General features: G+C 50.8%; 15 protein-coding genes. All 15 read right to left on the reverse strand.

From position 1 onward, the window contains the following. Positions 1 to 8: 8 nt before the first annotated feature. The 15 genes from Q5911_RS04365 to prfA all read right to left on the reverse strand — a co-directional run bounded on the left by Q5911_RS04365 (position 9) and on the right by prfA (position 16,807). A complete protein-coding gene (locus Q5911_RS04365) occupies positions 9 to 629 on the reverse strand; it encodes a DUF4867 family protein (protein WP_076778275.1) in 621 nt (206 codons plus the stop codon). A 270-nt stretch (positions 630 to 899) separates the two neighbouring features. Beyond that, complete coding sequence (locus tag Q5911_RS04370; RefSeq protein ID WP_303181287.1) at positions 900 to 1,331, reverse strand: hypothetical protein; 432 nt, start codon at positions 1,329 to 1,331, stop codon at positions 900 to 902. 196 nt (positions 1,332 to 1,527) lie between these two features. Further along, positions 1,528 to 2,688 (reverse strand): multiple monosaccharide ABC transporter permease, encoded by a 1,161-nt coding sequence (mmsB, locus tag Q5911_RS04375; protein ID WP_303181288.1) that lies wholly within the window; start codon positions 2,686 to 2,688, stop codon positions 1,528 to 1,530. 2 nt (positions 2,689 to 2,690) lie between these two features. After that, positions 2,691 to 4,229: a multiple monosaccharide ABC transporter ATP-binding protein gene (mmsA, locus tag Q5911_RS04380; protein ID WP_087174705.1), complete on the reverse strand. Its 1,539-nt coding sequence runs from the start codon at positions 4,227 to 4,229 to the stop codon at positions 2,691 to 2,693. Between the two features lie 80 nt (positions 4,230 to 4,309). Beyond that, positions 4,310 to 5,416 carry a multiple monosaccharide ABC transporter substrate-binding protein gene (chvE, locus tag Q5911_RS04385; protein ID WP_303181291.1) on the reverse strand — a complete coding sequence of 369 codons (1,107 nt, stop codon included), beginning with the start codon at positions 5,414 to 5,416 and terminating at the stop codon, positions 4,310 to 4,312. Positions 5,417 to 5,604: 188 nt separating this feature from the next. Next, complete coding sequence (locus tag Q5911_RS04390; RefSeq protein WP_303181293.1) at positions 5,605 to 6,681, reverse strand: sugar ABC transporter substrate-binding protein; 1,077 nt, start codon at positions 6,679 to 6,681, stop codon at positions 5,605 to 5,607. After that, on the reverse strand, positions 6,678 to 8,279 hold the full coding sequence (locus tag Q5911_RS04395) for a response regulator transcription factor (protein WP_303181295.1): 1,602 nt from the start codon (positions 8,277 to 8,279) through the stop codon (positions 6,678 to 6,680). The genes Q5911_RS04390 and Q5911_RS04395 overlap by 4 nt, the downstream gene beginning before the upstream one ends. Further along, entirely contained in the window at positions 8,257 to 9,759 is a 1,503-nt protein-coding gene (locus Q5911_RS04400; RefSeq protein WP_076778287.1) for a sensor histidine kinase, read from the reverse strand. The genes Q5911_RS04395 and Q5911_RS04400 overlap by 23 nt, the downstream gene beginning before the upstream one ends. 3 nt (positions 9,760 to 9,762) lie before the next feature. Beyond that, positions 9,763 to 10,785: a sugar ABC transporter substrate-binding protein gene (locus Q5911_RS04405; RefSeq protein ID WP_226395058.1), complete on the reverse strand. Its 1,023-nt coding sequence runs from the start codon at positions 10,783 to 10,785 to the stop codon at positions 9,763 to 9,765. Next, a complete protein-coding gene (locus Q5911_RS04410; protein ID WP_303181299.1) occupies positions 10,782 to 11,609 on the reverse strand; it encodes an AraC family transcriptional regulator in 828 nt (275 codons plus the stop codon). Before Q5911_RS04410 ends, Q5911_RS04405 begins: the two co-directional genes overlap by 4 nt. 33 nt (positions 11,610 to 11,642) lie before the next feature. Beyond that, positions 11,643 to 12,491, reverse strand: coding sequence for a DUF368 domain-containing protein (locus Q5911_RS04415; RefSeq protein WP_226395059.1), 849 nt, complete (start codon positions 12,489 to 12,491; stop codon positions 11,643 to 11,645). Positions 12,492 to 12,494: 3 nt separating this feature from the next. After that, on the reverse strand, positions 12,495 to 13,556 hold the full coding sequence (gene hisC, locus Q5911_RS04420; protein WP_303181302.1) for a histidinol-phosphate transaminase: 1,062 nt from the start codon (positions 13,554 to 13,556) through the stop codon (positions 12,495 to 12,497). 10 nt (positions 13,557 to 13,566) lie between these two features. Then, entirely contained in the window at positions 13,567 to 14,754 is a 1,188-nt protein-coding gene (locus tag Q5911_RS04425; RefSeq protein ID WP_076778298.1) for a pyridoxal phosphate-dependent aminotransferase, read from the reverse strand. Between the two features lie 39 nt (positions 14,755 to 14,793). Further along, positions 14,794 to 15,702 (reverse strand): DUF2156 domain-containing protein, encoded by a 909-nt coding sequence (locus tag Q5911_RS04430; RefSeq protein WP_281725150.1) that lies wholly within the window; start codon positions 15,700 to 15,702, stop codon positions 14,794 to 14,796. A 31-nt stretch (positions 15,703 to 15,733) separates the two neighbouring features. Then, positions 15,734 to 16,807 (reverse strand): peptide chain release factor 1, encoded by a 1,074-nt coding sequence (gene prfA / locus Q5911_RS04435; RefSeq protein WP_076778302.1) that lies wholly within the window; start codon positions 16,805 to 16,807, stop codon positions 15,734 to 15,736. Positions 16,808 to 16,824: the final 17 nt, after the last annotated feature.

Here is a 16,824-nt window from a genome sequence, read left to right on the forward strand (position 1 = left end):
AAAATAGATTACAGTGTAATGTTTTCTCCTTTAAGTCCATTGAAGGCGCCCTCGATCTTTGCATCCTCGTGGGCAATGAGCCATTTGTTCTTCGCTGTGATCAGACGGTCCTCGCCCTCTTTTCCCACAGGGAAAGTAAGCTCTGTGTTGGTGTCTTTCGGCAGCACAACGACCACACGGAATCCCTCATTGTCGTCTACAGTACAGGGGGCATAATGCAGCGTAGTCGCGTACACTTCGATGGCTGTCCCTGCCGGAACAAGAAATGCCTCCACTTTTGCTGTGTCATACGTGTAATCCGGCTCCACATCCTGCTGCTTTCCGATCAGCAGGATCGCGTCTGATACAGCCACATTGATCTCCGATGAGCGGTGATACTCCAGCGCATTCAGTTTTTTGTTATTTCCGTTGCAGTATCCGATCTCGATCGGCAGACCGCCGAATGCACGGTTTTTCAGTTCCTCCGCTACCGGGAGAGCCTCCAGCTCCTCCACAGAGGGCACATAGATGACATCGTCAGAGGGCAGGGGAGTGTGCTCCATCTCTTTCAGCAGACGGCTGAAGTCATAGCCTTCCAGCACTTTGCCATATGCCCTGAACGATGCATCCGTCACTTTCTGGATCTGCATGTCCATCTCCTCCTTTTTCATTCACTAAGGTCAGTATATCAACATTTTTTATTGAATACCACCAATTTCTTGTGCTCTTTATGGCAGTTTCTTGTCTTTTTGCACTTACTTTTTGCACTGCAGAACTGTCGCTGCTTTCTTGCGCTTCATTTTTGGAAAATAAAGAATGTTTCTTCACGTCTTCAGACAACGGCACATGCCGTCTTGGATCAAAAAATGGATTAAAAATAAATAGATTTTCAGATTTCTTTTGTTTTCTGGCAGCATGAACTAGAGAGCCATACGCTCTTTGATCGTGTGCACTTCATTTTCAAGATGGGTAACCCTGAGGAGCAGCAATTCTTTCTCATTGTCCACCCTTAATGCATCGTCCAGTTTTCTGGACAGATCCAGATGCCCCTCTGCGATGATCCTGATCCCGCGGTTTGTCTCATTCTCCAATGTAGTTTCAATCAGAATCAATCTCTGCTTCACTGCATCCATTTCTTCTCTCAGAGAACTAACCTCTGACCGCATGGAACCCGTCTCTTCCTTCACGAAATCGATTTCCTGGCGCATGGATCCCATCTCCTGCTTCATGACGCAGATATCCTGCTTTACATCGCTCATATCTTGTCTAACTTCACGGATATCTTCCTGAAGCGGGCTGATTTTTGCTTCCAGCATTTCCCCTATTGAGATCAGCAATTCCTGGCTTGTCATATTCTGTTCACCTCCTGTTTGACGTAAATTTGTAAGTAAACGGATTATAGCACACGTAAAATGAAAAGTCCACATTTTACATAATTATTTTTTCATTTGTTTCTCCCCATAAAAAACGCTGCATCACAATGCAAAACCATTTGTGATACAGCGCTTTTCAGAGCAGGAAATCTATCCTGCCTCTTTCTTTATCATCTTATCTGGAGTTCTTCTTGGACTCTACGTCGAAGATAACGGCCGCAAGTACAACAAGACCCTTTACAACCTTCTGCCAGTTCATATCGATACCCATGATAGACATACCAAGGTTGATAACACCCATCAGTGTAGCACCGATGATAACGCCCGGGATTGTTCCACTTCCACCGTATGCAGATGCACCGCCGATGAAACAGGAACCGATAGCATCCATCTCGTAGCTGTCGCCGGCTGTCGGGTTAGCAGAGTTCAGACGGGCGATAGTTACCATACCTGCAACTGCTGCCAGAAGACCCATGTTTGCGTAAGCGAAGAAGTATACCTTGTTTGTATTGATACCGGAAAGCTGTGCAGCCTTCTCATTTCCACCGATAGCGTACAGATGACGTCCGATGGTTGTCTTGGATGTGATGTAGCCGTAGATGAGGACGATCACCGCGATCCAGAGAAGCATATTGGGAAGACCTTTGTACTGTGCCAGTCTCCACATAAAGCCGATGATGACAATACTGATGATGGCGCAGCGGATGATGTCGTTGCTGGCCTTATTTACTGCATAGCCCTTCTTTATCTTGGACATCCTGCCCTTGAAAGTGATGAGGATAAAGATGGCTGCCGCGATCACACCGATGAGCACGCAGGTGATGTTCAGTCCCTGTCCTCCGAAGAAGTCGATGATGTAGCTGTTGAACAGATTCAGGTACCCCTGCGGCATGGGTGCGATGGTGAAGCCGTCCAGCACGATATTGGAAAGGCCTCTGAACATGAGCATTCCTGCCAGTGTTACAACGAATGGGGGAATACGCCTGTAGGCGATCCAGAAGCCCTGCCATACGCCGATGGCCAGACCTACTGCCAGCATAACGATAATGCCGATGAATACATTCATCTCCATATTGACCATAACTGTAGCGCCCACGGCACCTACGAAGCAGACTACAGAGCCTACGCTCAGGTCGATATTACCGCCTGTCAGGATACACAGAAGCATACCGGTTGCAAGGATGAACACGTAAGCGTTCTGTGCGATCAGGTTGTTAACATTCTGCGGCAGTATCATCCTTCCCCCTGTCTGCCATGTAAAAAACAATACCACAATGACCAGTACGATGACCATTGTATACTTCTTTAAAAATTCTGATACTTTACCCTTTTCCATAGCTATTCTCCTTTGCTCGATTTCAGAATACGTGACATGATGATCTCCTGGGTTGCCTCTGCTGCATCCAGTTCGCCTACGATCTTTCCTTCATTCATGATGTAGATACGATCTGACATTCCAAGGACTTCCGGAAGTTCGGATGAAATCATGATCACGGATTTACCCTGTGCCACAAGATCATTGATGATACAGTAGATCTCGTACTTGGCTCCTACGTCGATACCCCTGGTAGGCTCATCCAGGATGAGGACATCCGGTCCTGCAAACATCCACTTGGCAAGGAGCACCTTCTGCTGGTTACCACCGCTTAAGTTTCCTACATTCTGCTCTACCGTGGGACACTTTGTACGCAGCTTCTGGCGGTACTCCTCCGCAACGGCGATCTCCTTATCATTGTCGATGACACCGTGGCTGCTGACTCCCTCAAGGTTAGCCAGAGTAGTGTTGACACGGATAGGATTGCTCAGGATCAGTCCGTTTCCTTTTCGATCCTCTGTCACATAAGCCAGCTTATGCTTGATGGCATCCTTGACAGAGTGAAGATTTACCTCGTTTCCGTTGATAAAGAGCTGGCCGGAGATATTCTTGCCGTAGCTCTTTCCGAAGATGCTCATGGCCAGCTCGGTACGACCGGCTCCCATCAGTCCGGAGATACCCAGCACTTCGCCTTTTTTTACGTACATGGAAACATTGTCCACGACTTTTCGCTCGGAATACAGAGGATGATGCACAGTCCAGTTCTTCACTTCCAGCGCCACATCCCCGATATTTTTCTTTTCCCTCTTGGGGAAGCGGTCCGTCAGCTCACGTCCCACCATACCCTTGATGATCCTGTCCTCCGTGAAGGTGTCTTTCTTTTTATCCAGCGTCTCAATGGTAGAGCCGTCACGGATCACAGTGATTTTATCTGCCACATAGGCAATCTCATTCAGTTTATGAGAAATAATGATCGAAGTCATGCCCTGCTTCTTGAACTCCAGCATCAGATCCAGGAGCGCCTGGGAATCCTCTTCGTTCAAAGAAGATGTAGGTTCATCGAGAATGAGCAGCTTTGCGTTCTTGGCCAGGGCTTTTGCAATCTCCACAAGCTGCTGTTTACCGGTTCCAATATCTTTGATAAGTGTACGGGACGACTCTTTCAGTCCTACCTGCGCCAGGTATTTGTCCGCCTCCCCGTATGTCCTGCTCCAGTCAATAGCAAAAGATTTCCCCTGCTCATTGCCCAGATACATATTCTCGCCGATCGTCATCTCCGGCACAAGAGCCAGCTCCTGGTGGATGATAACGATCCCTTTTTCTTCGCTGTCCTTAATCTTGTTAAACTTACAAACTTCACCGTTGTATATGATATCCCCCTCGTAGCTCCCGTACGGGTAGATACCGCTCAAAACATTCATCAGTGTGGATTTTCCGGCTCCGTTCTCCCCCACGAGGGCGTGGACCTCGCCTTCCTCCACCTGCAGATTTACATTGTCAAGTGCCTTGACGCCCGGGAAAGTCTTGGTAATATTTTTCATCTCCAGCAGGATTTTTGCCAATTTTCTCCCTCCCTTTCCTTCATAAAACAGGCGGGCTTTTCACTTCCCGCCTGCATTTTCACAAGTTACATTTTCACTGATTACTGGATATCAGATGCCTCATAGTATCCGGAGTCGATCAGCATCTCTTCGTAGTTGTCGATTGTTACAACTGTAGGCTCGCAGAGGTATGTAGGAATGACACCTGTTCCGTTGTCGTAGGACTCTGTATCATTTACTTCAGCTTCCTCGCCGCCCATGATAGCGTCTACCATCTTAACTGTCTGCTCTGCCAGGAGACGTGTGTCTTTGAATACGGACATTGCCTGTTTTCCAGCTACAATGTTCTTTACGTTCGGCATATCGCAGTCCTGACCTGTGATGATTGGCCACTCGCCTGTGTAGTTTGCTTCCAGAGAGTTCTCAACACCAAGTGCTGTGGAGTCGTTGGAGCAAAGTACAGCGTCAAGCTGTTTGTCAGCGTAGTTGGAGCTTAAGATAGCATCCATTCTGGACTGAGCTTTCTCTGTGGACCAGTCTGCTGTAGCACACTGCTCTTTTGTCGTCTGTCCGGACTGAACAACCAGTTTTCCTTCGTCAATGTACGGCTGAAGAACATCCATAGCACCGCCGAAGAAGAAGTTTACGTTGTTGTCACCCGGGTCACCTGTGAAGATCTCGATGTTGAAAGGTCCTGCCTGATTCTCAAGATCAAGAGCCTCTACCAGGTACTCGCCCTGTTTCTGTCCAACTAAGTAGTTGTCAAATGTAGCATAGTACTGAACAGCTGTTGTGTTCATGATCAGACGGTCGTAGGAAATAACCGGAATTCCCTGCTCCTCTGCTGTTGCCAGAGGTGTTCCAAGAGACTCACCGTCGATAGATCCGATAACCAGCAGATCGCATCCGCCGGAGATCATGTTCTCGATCTGTGAAACCTGTGTGGCGATATCGTTGTTTGCGAACTGAAGGTCAACCTCATATCCGGCTTCCTCCAGCTGGTTCTTCATATTCTCACCGTCCTGGTTCCATCTCTGCAGATCCTTTGTCGGCATGGCAACACCGATCTTTCCGGTTCCGGCCTGGGTCTCTTTGTCCTCGCTTCCGGAGGTAGCTCCGCCGCTTCCCTCGCTGGAGCATGCAGCCAGTGATGCTGTCATAGCAGCGATCAGGCCGATTGCCAGAAGTCTCTTTGTTCTGTTTTTCATAATCTCGTTCCTCCATTCATTTAAGAATTATTTGATGGTTATACTATAACAGGATGGCATCTGGACATGTTTGCAAAGGTCTGTACAAATTTATGAAAGTTGAGACATGAAAACAGGGACTAGCATATTTTTGTGCTAGTCCCTGTTAAAAATTTCCTATTGACACCTGTTTTTCATGTCCCCTTTTGTCAATTTTCCACATTCAGATAGACTTCTTCCCTGGAATGGAATCCTGATCCAATGATAACACTGTCCATATTCTCAGCAGTCACAGCCACAGGTTCCAGCCCGTAATAGGGAACTTCCTGACCGTCCTCATTCTCCTTCACATCAGAAACATCCAGCACATTCCCCACGATCTGCTCGCCTCTTGCCAGCTTCACCGTACATTCCGCCGCCTCTTTCGCCAGATCATTGATAGGCTTATAGACTGTCATAGTCTGGGTCCCTTCCACGATCCGCTGGCATGCCTCCAGATCCGCATCCTGTCCGACCACGACCACATCCCCGGCAAGCTGCCGTTCGCTCAGGGACCGGATCACATAGCCCGCCAGCCCGTCGTTTCCGCACATCACTGCGTCAATCTCCTCTTCTGTCCCGGCAAAGGCGTCCGCCACAGCCTGGGTGCCGTTCTCCGGTGTCCAGGATTTCACATGGCTTTTATAGACGATCTTCCAGGGTCCGTCTCCCAATTCCGTCTCGAAGCCGTTCGCCACATCCATGCTGTTGCTGTCCGCCTCCGGGCCGCAGATCATAACTACATTGCCGCCTTCCGGAAGCTTTTCCTTGATGCTCTGGGCCATCAGCGTGCCTACCTTCTCATTGTCCACTGTGATGTACAGATCCGTCTGCTCCCCCTGGATGAGCCTGTCGTAGGAAATGACCTGTATACCTTTGTTCCTTGCATCCTCTACCTCTTCCTTCAAAGAATAGCAGTCGGTTGCTACGATGACGATGGCATCCATGTTCTCCTCTGTGAACTTGCGAACCTGCTCCTTCTGCTTCTCCACATCCCCGTTGGCCGTCTGCACATCCACCGTTGCCCCCATCTTCCGGGCAGTATCCATAAACACATCCCGGTCTCTTGTCCAGCGCTCCAGCACAAATGTATCAAAAGTAATACCGATGCGGATGCCATCATCCTTTTCCTCCCCGGCATCTGCCGGGACTTCCTGCACTGTCTCCTGCGAAGCATCTGCGCAGGCAGACAGAAGAAGCATGGCCGCCAGTATAAGTACTGCAGAAAACCTTCTTTTTTTCATCATACAGTTCCCCCTCCCCGATACTCCGTCGGCGTCATTCCCGTCCATTTTTTGAAGATGCGGCTGAAATAGTTCGGATCCTGATACCCGGCATCACGGCAGATCTCCTTGACACTTCTGTCTGTGGATCCAAGCTGCTCCTTGGCATAATCCATCCGCAGCTTTGTGGTGTACTCGATGTACCCGGTTCCCTCCGACTCTTTAAAGAGTTTACTTAAATAATAAGGGCTGATCCCGACCTCTTTTGCCATCTCCTCAAGGGACAGTTCTTTATTAAAATGTTCCCCAATATACTTTTTTGCGTGCTCCACAACACTGTCAGTCTTGGTCTGCTGCTTTCTGGCAATGTGGCTGACACTCTCATCCAGCTTTTTCAGGAACCAGTATCTGAGCTCCTGGTAGGAATTAAAAGAGAGGAGAAGCTCCATATACCCTTCCCGGTCTTCAAACCGGTACTCCGCCAGACCGCCCTGCATGTAGGCCAGATGCTCAGCCCAGAGGACAAATTCCATAGCTTTCAGGCGAACCACATTTTTCAGCTTCGGCTCATACCCCTGCATCCAGTCCATGTAGCGCTCTCCAAGGATGCGGGTATTCTCCACATCGCCAACGCGCACAGCTTCAAACAGCTGTTTCTCAAGATCAATGGGATAATCATCTGCGTAGCCGCAGCTTGTGCTGATATCACTTGCGTGGATCACCTTCCCCACAGTCTGGTGTACACTCTCCAGCGCCTCCCGGTAGGACTCCTCCATATCCTTCCAGCTTTTCACAGTCCCGATACCGGCCTTGAACTTCAGTTCCGTCTGCTGCTCCAGTTTGCGCAGAAGAGCCCGGGTATTCTCGATCTTCATGACACGCTGGCTGTACTCCTCCTGCTGTTCTCCGGTGGGGATCAGCACAATGACTTTGTTGGCCATGAGGGCCCCCACGATCCCTCCGGTGGCCTCCTTCACTGTCTCCCGGAAGATCATGTAATGTTTCTGAAGCTTGATACCAGATCCCACTGTGTTGGTCAGCTCGCCTTTGCGAAGCTCATCCCCACACTCTATGACCGTCACATACCCATAGTCCTCCTCTACGTTGAGAAGATCCCTGTAACCGGCATACTCTTCCTTGCCGCTTCCCTCCATCAGAACGCTGTACACGAACCCGCTCTCGATCATGGGCACTACCGCTTCCAGCTTCTCTTTGATCCGCAGGTCATTCCTCGCCTTCTCCCTGCGGTCTTTCACCTGCTTCATGGCCTTTCTGAGCGTCTCTGTCAGCACATCTTTATTGATGGGCTTTGTCAGATAGGAGAGAACTCCTATATCTATGGATTTCTGCGTATATTCAAACTTGTCATAGGCCGTCAGCACGATAAAGACCACATGCTTGTCCTCTCTGCGGATCTCCTGCATGGCCTCGATCCCGTTGATCCCCGGCATCTGGATATCCATCAGGATAATGTCCGGGTGGAAGCTCTCCGCCAGCTCTATGGCTGTTCGCCCGTTGCGGGCAAATTCCAGTTCACACTCATCTCCAAAGGCCTTTTCGATCATAAACTGAAGGGACTGTCTGACAATACCCTCGTCATCACAGATCAGTATTTTCGTCATCTTCTCTCTCCTTCCCTTCCTTCGGAATATACAGCGTCACCGATGTACCTCCTGTCTCTCTCCTTTTTATCTCGAACACATGCTGTCTGCCGTAGTAGCTGCGCAGACGATTGATTACATTGTCCAGTCCGATTCCTTCCGAGTCACGTCCGCTCATACTGTGAGCGCTCTCTCCCCGCATGATTTTTTCAGCGATCTCCGGTTCGATCCCCACGCCGTTGTCCGTGATCTCTATACACACCTCGTCCTCCTCGCCGAAGACAGACAGGTGGATACAGCCTTCTCCCTCCATCTCACGGATGCCGTGATTGACCGCATTTTCTATGATCGGCTGAAGGATCATACTGGGCATGGAAATATGCAGCAGCTTCTCGTTGATCTGCCTGCTATAATGGATATCTCCCGCAAACCTGACGTTAAGTATGTAAATATAATTGTCTACAAGCTGCAGCTCCTCCTGGAGCGTCACATCTTTTTCCATCTTGCGGACATTGTAGCGGAAGAAATCCGCCATATTCTGGATAAACATGCAGGCTTTCTCCGCCCCCTCCATCATGGCAAGCTGGGCGCCGGCATTCAGACTGTTGAAAAGAAAATGAGGATTGATCTGTGCCTGCAGATATTTAAGCTGGGCCTCCTTCAGGTCGTTTTTCATCCGCAACTCATTGGCCGCCAGCTCGTTCTCCCTCTCGTAGTTTTTCTTCGTCTCTTCGATGTAATTCCGGATACTGCCGATCATCTTGTTGCAGGCTTTCGCCACAACAGACACTTCGTCTCCCGTCTCCACAATGGGGAAATCTACCTCAATATTTCCCTGCGCAATCTCTGTGGCAGCATTGGCCAGCTCGATCAGGGGCTTTGTGATACTCCTTGTCATTATGATGATCCAGCCCACCGCAATGGCAATGACCGCAAAGAGAACACAGATACTGAATCCGGTGGTGTAGCTCAGGATCACCCGCAGATTGGAATAACTTCTGGCATTGCTCACAAACGTAGATGTATTGATGCTGTTGATATTGGCCTGGATAAAGCCGTAGATTTCTTCCGTCTCCTGATAGGCCTCCCTGACGCCCGCCGCGTCTCTTCCTCGTTTTCTCTCCACCGCCTCATCAGTCATCTCCAGATATGTCTGGGAGAGATAGTAGATATTCTTCTCCGCCAGCTTTGCCGGATCGCTGCTGACTTCCTGGTTCAGCACATCCAGAAGCTCCTGGTAATCCTGGCTGTAGCGGTAGTAATCCTCCAGCGCATCGGAACTCTTTGTATTCAGATACTGATAGAGCGAATTCTGGATGTCACTTACATTGGCTGACAGGTCATTGAACTGAATATTACTGTTGTAAACGGTGTCCATCTCCCGTATCGTCCGATTCAGATTGTAGTAGATAAAGATCACAATGACAAAAACGGTTATGGAGACCATGACGAAAATCTCTACCAGCTTCACACGTATGGATTTTGACTGGGACTCTTCCATCTCTTACTCCCCGCTTTCTTCCTGGATATAATCTTCTACGTTCTTCTCATTGATCAGTTCCACAGATACCGGAAAATACTCACTTGTATACCGCTGGGACAGGTATTCTTCCATGGCCTCCATACACAGCCGCCCCGCCTCCTGCGCATTCACCATAATGGTGGACTGGATGACGCCTTTCTGTATGCCTTCCAGTATCTCCGGGGAAGAATAGTAGCCAATGATCTTCACCTTCCCCACCAGATTGTAATCCCTGACACACTGGTAAGCGCTGATGGTATCCACTACATTGAGACAGACCAGCACGTCCGGGCGGTTCTCTTCATCCAGGAGAATGCCCCGCACCCGTTCCTCGGACACAAACTCCCTGTCCTCCCCTGTTCGCACAGTGGACACGGAGATATCTCTGGATGTCTGGGCAACCGTCTCGCTGATCCCTGTATAGATAAAGCTGGGGGAGCTCTCCTCCTCGTTCACCGGAACAAGCACATCCACGCTGGCTCCGTCCTTCTCCACAGCCTTCAGCACTTCCTGCCCGTACATCTCGCCCAGGGTATAGTCATTGGCCCCCACATAACTGATCCGGCCGCTGTCAGGCACATCCTCCATCAGCGTGACCACAGGGATGCCGGCTTGCTCTGCCTGGGAGATCAGGCTTTCTATATCCTCCGTGGCGTCCGTCTCTATGACGATCCCGTCCACCCTGGAATCAATGGCCATGCGCACAAGCTCGGATGTGGAATAGTCTTCATTCAGCGCCGCCCCGAAATCTTCCGCATAAATGCCCACCTTGGCTCCGGCAGTTCTCGCTTCCTCGTACAGGGACTCCCAGAACACATCCGACGGATCTCCTCCCACCATGGCCACATGGTATGAATAGCTGCCCTCTTCCCCTCCGGCCTCATCTGAACCGCTTTTATCCTGGTCAAGGGAAACACTGAAACCGATCATAATGCTCAGCACGAGAAGAACCGTGGCTGCCATGACAATATACATAAGGCGGTTGTCATCCATAAAACGTTTCATTCGCATCCTTCCCCTCTCCGGAATCCGCTTGGCAGCATTCCGTATTTCTCCTTAAACGCCCTGGAAAAGGCCTTGCTGTTGGGAAAGCCGCACTGCAGGGCAATCTCCCCAATGGACTGGTCTGTTCTCTCCAGCAGTTCCACCGCGTGTTCCAGGCGGATCCCGTCCAGATATGTCTTATAGTTTGTCAGGGCATATTTCCGGAACATCCTGGAAAGATAGGTGGGCGAATACCCGAAAGTCTTTGCCAGGGTCTCCAGGGACAGATCCCTGCTGTAATTTTTTTTCATGTAATCCGTGATGGCGGACAGCCGGTTCAGCTTCTTACCCAGCCGGACCACCTCGGGGCTGACCTCTGTCTGGCGATACTTTGTCACCAGAAGATAGACCAGCATATAAAACTGGCTCTGCACTTTCAGCTCATACCCGCAGGCTTTCTCCGTGTAGGTGCGGAACATGTCCCCGATGAGCTTCATCACCTCTTCATCCTGGTGCCTGGAGCTGCGGGAAAAATAAATAAACCGCTCATCTGTGTAATAGTTTTCAAACGTAGAGAGCGGTATCTGCAGCACAATGGTCTTGTTTGCCTCCGGTGCGAATATGGAGTGCACCTCATTGGAATTGACCACCATAAACTCACCGGGCCTTAAGGGATATTCCTGCTCATTGATGAAAAACGTCAGCTTTCCCTCAAAGAGCGCGAATATCTCTATGGACCGATGCCAGTGCTTCTGCCTTATGTAATTTCCATCGCTGCCCTCGAACACAAACAACTTGAATGGTATGTCCTCGTTGGGCCTTATGATCTCATGAGAGTATTCCATAAACGCACCTCCGGCTGTCTGCTGCAGACCAGTCTACTCTCCTCCCAGGCGTCCTGCCACGAACCAGCCCGCCACAAATGCCACAATGCCGGCGGCAATTGTAAACACGGAGAAAGTACTCCAGTCGATCTTGATAAGGATCGCCACAGGAGACGCCACGATCAGACCGATGATGGCATAGTAGGCATGGATCTCCGCCCGGGCGAAAATGAACTCTATGATCTTGGCAATCAGAAAGATTCCCAGCAGCACGCCGATACCAAAGGGGATCAGGATCCCACACTGTACCAGCAGCTCCGGCACATCAAAAGCAAACAGAGCGTCCATAAAATGATTGATGGTCCGCAGGATCGTGTCGTAGTATCCAAGGAGCATCAGCATCATAGAGCCGCTCACTCCCGGTATGACCATTGTGGCCGCAGCTACAATGCCTACCAGCAGAAGTTTGATCTCGTTGATCAGTGTGAAGCTCACATCTGCGGCTTTTCCCCCGGTCTCTCCCATGACAGCCATCAGGATGACAATGGCAAAAAACACCAGGAGAGGGATCATTCTGCTGACAGTAGGCCTGTGCCCCTTTACTTTCTCGAAGATAAAGGGAAGGCTCCCTGCGATCAGTCCGCAGAAGGCAAAGTTCGTAGGGATCGGATACGTGTCCAGAAGGAACTCAAACACCCTGGACAGGATCACGATGGCAAGAGCCGCCCCGATCAGTATGGGAAGGATCAGTTTCATGCTTTTCCCAAATTCACTCTTTATGTGGGTGATGGCGTGGATCAGCTTGTCATACAGCCCCATGGCAACCATCATGGTGCCGCCACTGACTCCCGGTATGATATTGGCCACTCCGACCACAACTCCCTGCAATATTGTTTTCAGCATTTCTTAATTCTCCTTTGACATATATTGTTCCAGGAACGCAAAGAGCGTCTCCATCTCCTCTTCCGTTCCCACCGTGATCCGCATGTACTGACGGATCCTGTCGCTGTCCCACCAGCGCACGTAGATCCCCGCCTCTTTCAGCGCCCGGAACATATCGCCGGCGTCGTACTCCGGATGGGTGACAAACAGGAAATTGGCGCTGGAATCTGTAAAGGAAAAACCCATCTTCGCCAGTCTCTCTTTTGTTCTCTCCCTTGTCCCGACGATTTCTGCAACCGTCTTTTCAAAATACTCCCGGTCCTTCACCGACTCTGCGCCGCACACAAGGGAGGCACGGTTCAGGGTGTAGGAGTTGAAGGAATACTTCACATCGTTCAGATACCGGATCAGCTTCGGGCTGGCAATGGCATAGCCGATACGCATGCCGGCCATGGACCGTGACTTGGAAAATGTCTGGGTCACGATCAGATTATCATACTGATCCACAAGCTCTATGGCGGAAGGTCCCGCATAATCTATGTAGGCCTCGTCCACAATGACGATCACATCCCTGTTGTGCCGGAGGATATCCTCCACAAACTCCAGGTTCTCATAGATAGCGGTGGGGGCGTTGGGATTGGGGAAGATCACTCCGCCGTTAGCCCCGTAGTAGTCCTTCTTCACGATCCGGAAGTCCTCATCCACCTTTTTGCACTCATAGGGGATCCGGTACAGCTCCGCCCACACTTTGTAGAAAGAGTAGGTGATATCCGGGAAAAAGACCGGCTTATCAGAATTAAAAAAAGTGAGGAAACACAGGGACAGGACATCGTCGGAGCCCACTCCCACAAAGACCTGGTCTTTTCCCACCTTGTAAAAATCCGCAATGGCATCCACCAGCACGCTGCAGGCCGGATCCGGGTAGAGGCGGAAGTCCGCTGTGTCCAGCTCCCGCAGTGCCCGCTCCACCCCCGGCGCCGGGGGATAGGGATTTTCGTTTGTATTTAACTTGACCACCTTCTGCCGAGGCTGTTCCCCCGGCACATATGGCTCTACTCTCCGTATATTTTTCTCAAATGCTTCCATGCTTCTCCCCTTAGAAATATTCCTTTGCCAGCTCTTTAAACTTGGGAAGTGCGTTCACGATGGTCTCGTGGGACACACAGTAGGCCAGCCGCACATAGCCCGGGCAGGCAAAAGAGCTTCCCGGCACCATAAGGATGTGGTATTTCTTCGCCGCCGCGCAGAACTCTTTCTCGTCCTCCACCGGGGATTTCACAAAGAGGTAGAATGCGCCCTCCGGCTTAATGCATGAAAATCCGCAGTCTTTCAGACCATTGTAGAGGGTCTCCCTGTTTCTGTCGTAGAAGGAGATATCTGTCTCCTCGTCGATGCATTTTGCCACCACTTTCTGCTGCAGGGTGGGGGCGTTGACAAATCCCAGGATCCGGGTAGCCACATTGGCTGCGGAGAGCACCGTCTGGCTGTCTGCCACCTCATCCGGAATGACAAGGTAACCGATGCGCTCTCCCGGAAGGGACAGAGATTTGCTGTAAGAATAGCCCACAATGGTGTTGTCGTAATACTTTGTCAGATAGGGAACTTCCGCCCCGTCGTACACAAGCTCGCGGTAAGGCTCGTCGGAGATCAGATAGATCTGCGTGCCGTACTCCTTCTGCTTTGCCTCCATGACAGCAGCCATCTTCTTGATGGTGTCCTCGGAGTACACAACGCCTGTGGGGTTGTTGGGGGTGTTTACAATGACAGCCTTTGTCTTCGGAGTGATCTTCTCCTCAAACTCTGCAAGCTTGGGCTGGAAGGTGTCTGTATCCGGCGAGATCTCCACAAGCACGCCGTCGTAGTTGTTTACGTAGGAACGGTACTCCCCGAAGTAGGGGGCAAAGGTGATCACCTCGTCGCCGGGATTGATCAGTGTCTTCAGGATGACATTCAGTCCGCCTGCCGCTCCCACTGTCATGATAATATTCTTTCCTTCAAAGGAGGTTCCGAAACGCCGGTTCAAAGACGCAGCCACAGTCTCTCTCACATCTGCGTAGCCGCTGTTGCTGTTGGTGTAGCCGTGGAGGACAACCGGGTCCTCCTCTTCAAGCAGCTCCATGATTGCCTTCTTCACAGAGGCCGGAGCCGGCACATTGGGATTACCCAGGCTGAAATCATACACATTCTCCGCGCCAAACTGCTCTGCCATTCTTGTACCTTCCTCGAACATGGCACGGATTGCTGAGCTTCCCGCCACCATTCCTTTCATCTTCTCTGCGATCATTTCTTCATTCCTCCTTATTGTTATGCCTGTTTATTCTGCTTAAGACTGCTTCTCCTTCACAACGCCTTTTTCCACCATAAATACAGGCCTGTAGGATCTCTTTGCCTTTCTGAGTCCCTCGTCGCCTGTGTCTTCCTCACGATTGACATACTTATAATCCATGCACTCGTGCTCCACAAACTGCTGGTTGATCATGGTGTAGGCGCCCTGTACATCCGGAAATGCCTTCTCGATATGCACCACAAAGGTATCGGAGCAGATCGGCTCCCCTATGGTGAAGGCCACGATCTGACCGTCCACCCTGAGGATGCCTCCCGTCAGTTCCAGTTCCTTGAAAAGTCTGAGGGAATTCAGAGTGACGCACATCTCGGAGTTCTTCTCCGGATCGTCGTTGCAGCCGTTTAAATTTCTCCACTTCAGAGCCATCTGGAAGCACTCCTCCAGATTGTCGTCCGACATGGTCTCATAGTTCCAGCGCCCCTCGTAGAGAGATTTAAATTTATTGATATGGTTTCTCTTTCCGTGCAGCTTTTTCCCTGCCAGTGTACAGAGCTTCTCCGACTCGTACACATAGTCCGCCAGATCTTCGTTGTACTCCACCTGGAACCGGTCCGGATACCAGGCTTCGATCTGCTCGAAGTTGTCCGGCGTCACATTGTACAGACGGAACGGTACACCGCGCTCTTCGCTGTACTGGCAAAGCACGTCCAGTGCCTTTTTCACATCAGCAGCCTCCCCCGCCGGATAGGCGAAAGCAAAACCGTCTTCATTTTCACTCTTGAAAACCAGTGTGTTCTCTATGATAGCGTAGGTTACACCGTAAAATCTTGCCCAGAGAAACACATTTACAAATGTTCTCTCACAGCTCCGGCTCGTGTGATGCTTGAAATAATGGGAGATGATCTCCTTATCCTCAAGCTGGGGCCGCTTAAAATCATATTCTAACATATAAAATATCAGTCCTTATTTATTCTCATTCTTACTCTTCGTTCATATTTGCCAGTTTCGCCGCCTGGTCTGCCGCGATCAGGCTGTCGATGATCTCGTCCAGATCCCCGTTCATGACGCTGTCCAGCTTGTGCAGGGTCAGCTTGATCCTGTGGTCTGTCACGCGCCCCTGGGGGAAGTTGTAGGTACGGATCTTCTCGGACCGGTCTCCTGTACCGATCTGACTGCGGCGCGCTTCCGCCTCAGATGCCTGCCGCTTCTCCATCTCCAGATCATACAGCTTGGACCGCAGGAGACGGAACGCCTTCTCCTTGTTCTGAAGCTGGGATTTCTCCGTCTGGCTGTAGATCACGATACCTGTGGGATAGTGGGTCAGACGAACGGCCGAGTCCGTGGTGTTGACGCACTGTCCGCCGTTTCCGGAGGCTCTCATGACGTCGATACGGATATCCTTCTCGTCGATGACCACATCCACTTCCTCCGCCTCGGGCATGATGGCCACTGTGATAGTGGACGTGTGGATACGGCCGCCGCTCTCCGTCTCAGGCACCCGCTGCACACGGTGAACACCGCTCTCGTACTTCAGGCGGGAGTAGGCCCCCTGCCCGGTGATCATAAAGACCACTTCCTTGAAGCCGCCGATACCGTTCTCATTGACGGAAATCAGCTCTGTCCGCCATCTGCGTCCTTCTGCGTAGTGGACATACATGCGGTATACTTCCGCCGCAAAAAGAGCCGCCTCGTCTCCGCCGGCTCCGGCGCGGATCTCCACGATTACGTTCTTGTCGTCGTTAGGGTCCTTGGGAAGAAGAAGGATCTTCAGCTTCTGCTCCAGCTCCTCCACTCTTGCCTTGGACTCATTTAACTCCTCCTTGGCAAGCTCCTTCATCTCCTCGTCTGTCTCTTCCTCCAGCATCACCAGGCTGTCCTCGATGGCCTGGTTGTTTGCCTTGTACTCTTTATATGCCTCCACAATGGGGGCCAGGTCATTCTGCTCTTTCATCAGCTTCCGGAAGCGGTCCTGGTTGTCTGCCACACCCGGCTCTGAAAGTTCGTTCATGATCTCTTCATAACGTACAAGCAGATCATCCAATTTATCAAACATGTTCTTTCCTCCTGCAT

This window comes from Lachnoclostridium phocaeense (assembly GCF_959599685.1).
Lineage (GTDB): Bacteria > Bacillota > Clostridia > Lachnospirales > Lachnospiraceae > Claveliimonas > Claveliimonas monacensis.

Excerpts from the sequence above, each read along its gene's own strand:
- Q5911_RS04365 (WP_076778275.1), bottom strand. The coding sequence starts at position 629 with ATGCAGATCCAGAAAGTGACGGATGCATCGTTCAGGGCATATGGCAAA.
- Q5911_RS04370 (WP_303181287.1), bottom strand. The coding sequence starts at position 1,331 with ATGACAAGCCAGGAATTGCTGATCTCAATAGGGGAAATGCTGGAAGCA.
- mmsB (WP_303181288.1), bottom strand. The coding sequence starts at position 2,688 with ATGGAAAAGGGTAAAGTATCAGAATTTTTAAAGAAGTATACAATGGTC.
- chvE (WP_303181291.1), bottom strand. The coding sequence starts at position 5,416 with ATGAAAAACAGAACAAAGAGACTTCTGGCAATCGGCCTGATCGCTGCT.
- Q5911_RS04390 (WP_303181293.1), bottom strand. The coding sequence starts at position 6,681 with ATGATGAAAAAAAGAAGGTTTTCTGCAGTACTTATACTGGCGGCCATG.
- Q5911_RS04395 (WP_303181295.1), bottom strand. The coding sequence starts at position 8,279 with ATGACGAAAATACTGATCTGTGATGACGAGGGTATTGTCAGACAGTCC.
- Q5911_RS04400 (WP_076778287.1), bottom strand. The coding sequence starts at position 9,759 with ATGGAAGAGTCCCAGTCAAAATCCATACGTGTGAAGCTGGTAGAGATT.
- Q5911_RS04405 (WP_226395058.1), bottom strand. The coding sequence starts at position 10,785 with ATGAAACGTTTTATGGATGACAACCGCCTTATGTATATTGTCATGGCA.
- Q5911_RS04410 (WP_303181299.1), bottom strand. The coding sequence starts at position 11,609 with ATGGAATACTCTCATGAGATCATAAGGCCCAACGAGGACATACCATTC.
- Q5911_RS04415 (WP_226395059.1), bottom strand. The coding sequence starts at position 12,491 with ATGCTGAAAACAATATTGCAGGGAGTTGTGGTCGGAGTGGCCAATATC.
- hisC (WP_303181302.1), bottom strand. The coding sequence starts at position 13,556 with ATGGAAGCATTTGAGAAAAATATACGGAGAGTAGAGCCATATGTGCCG.
- Q5911_RS04425 (WP_076778298.1), bottom strand. The coding sequence starts at position 14,754 with ATGATCGCAGAGAAGATGAAAGGAATGGTGGCGGGAAGCTCAGCAATC.
- Q5911_RS04430 (WP_281725150.1), bottom strand. The coding sequence starts at position 15,702 with ATGTTAGAATATGATTTTAAGCGGCCCCAGCTTGAGGATAAGGAGATC.
- prfA (WP_076778302.1), bottom strand. The coding sequence starts at position 16,807 with ATGTTTGATAAATTGGATGATCTGCTTGTACGTTATGAAGAGATCATG.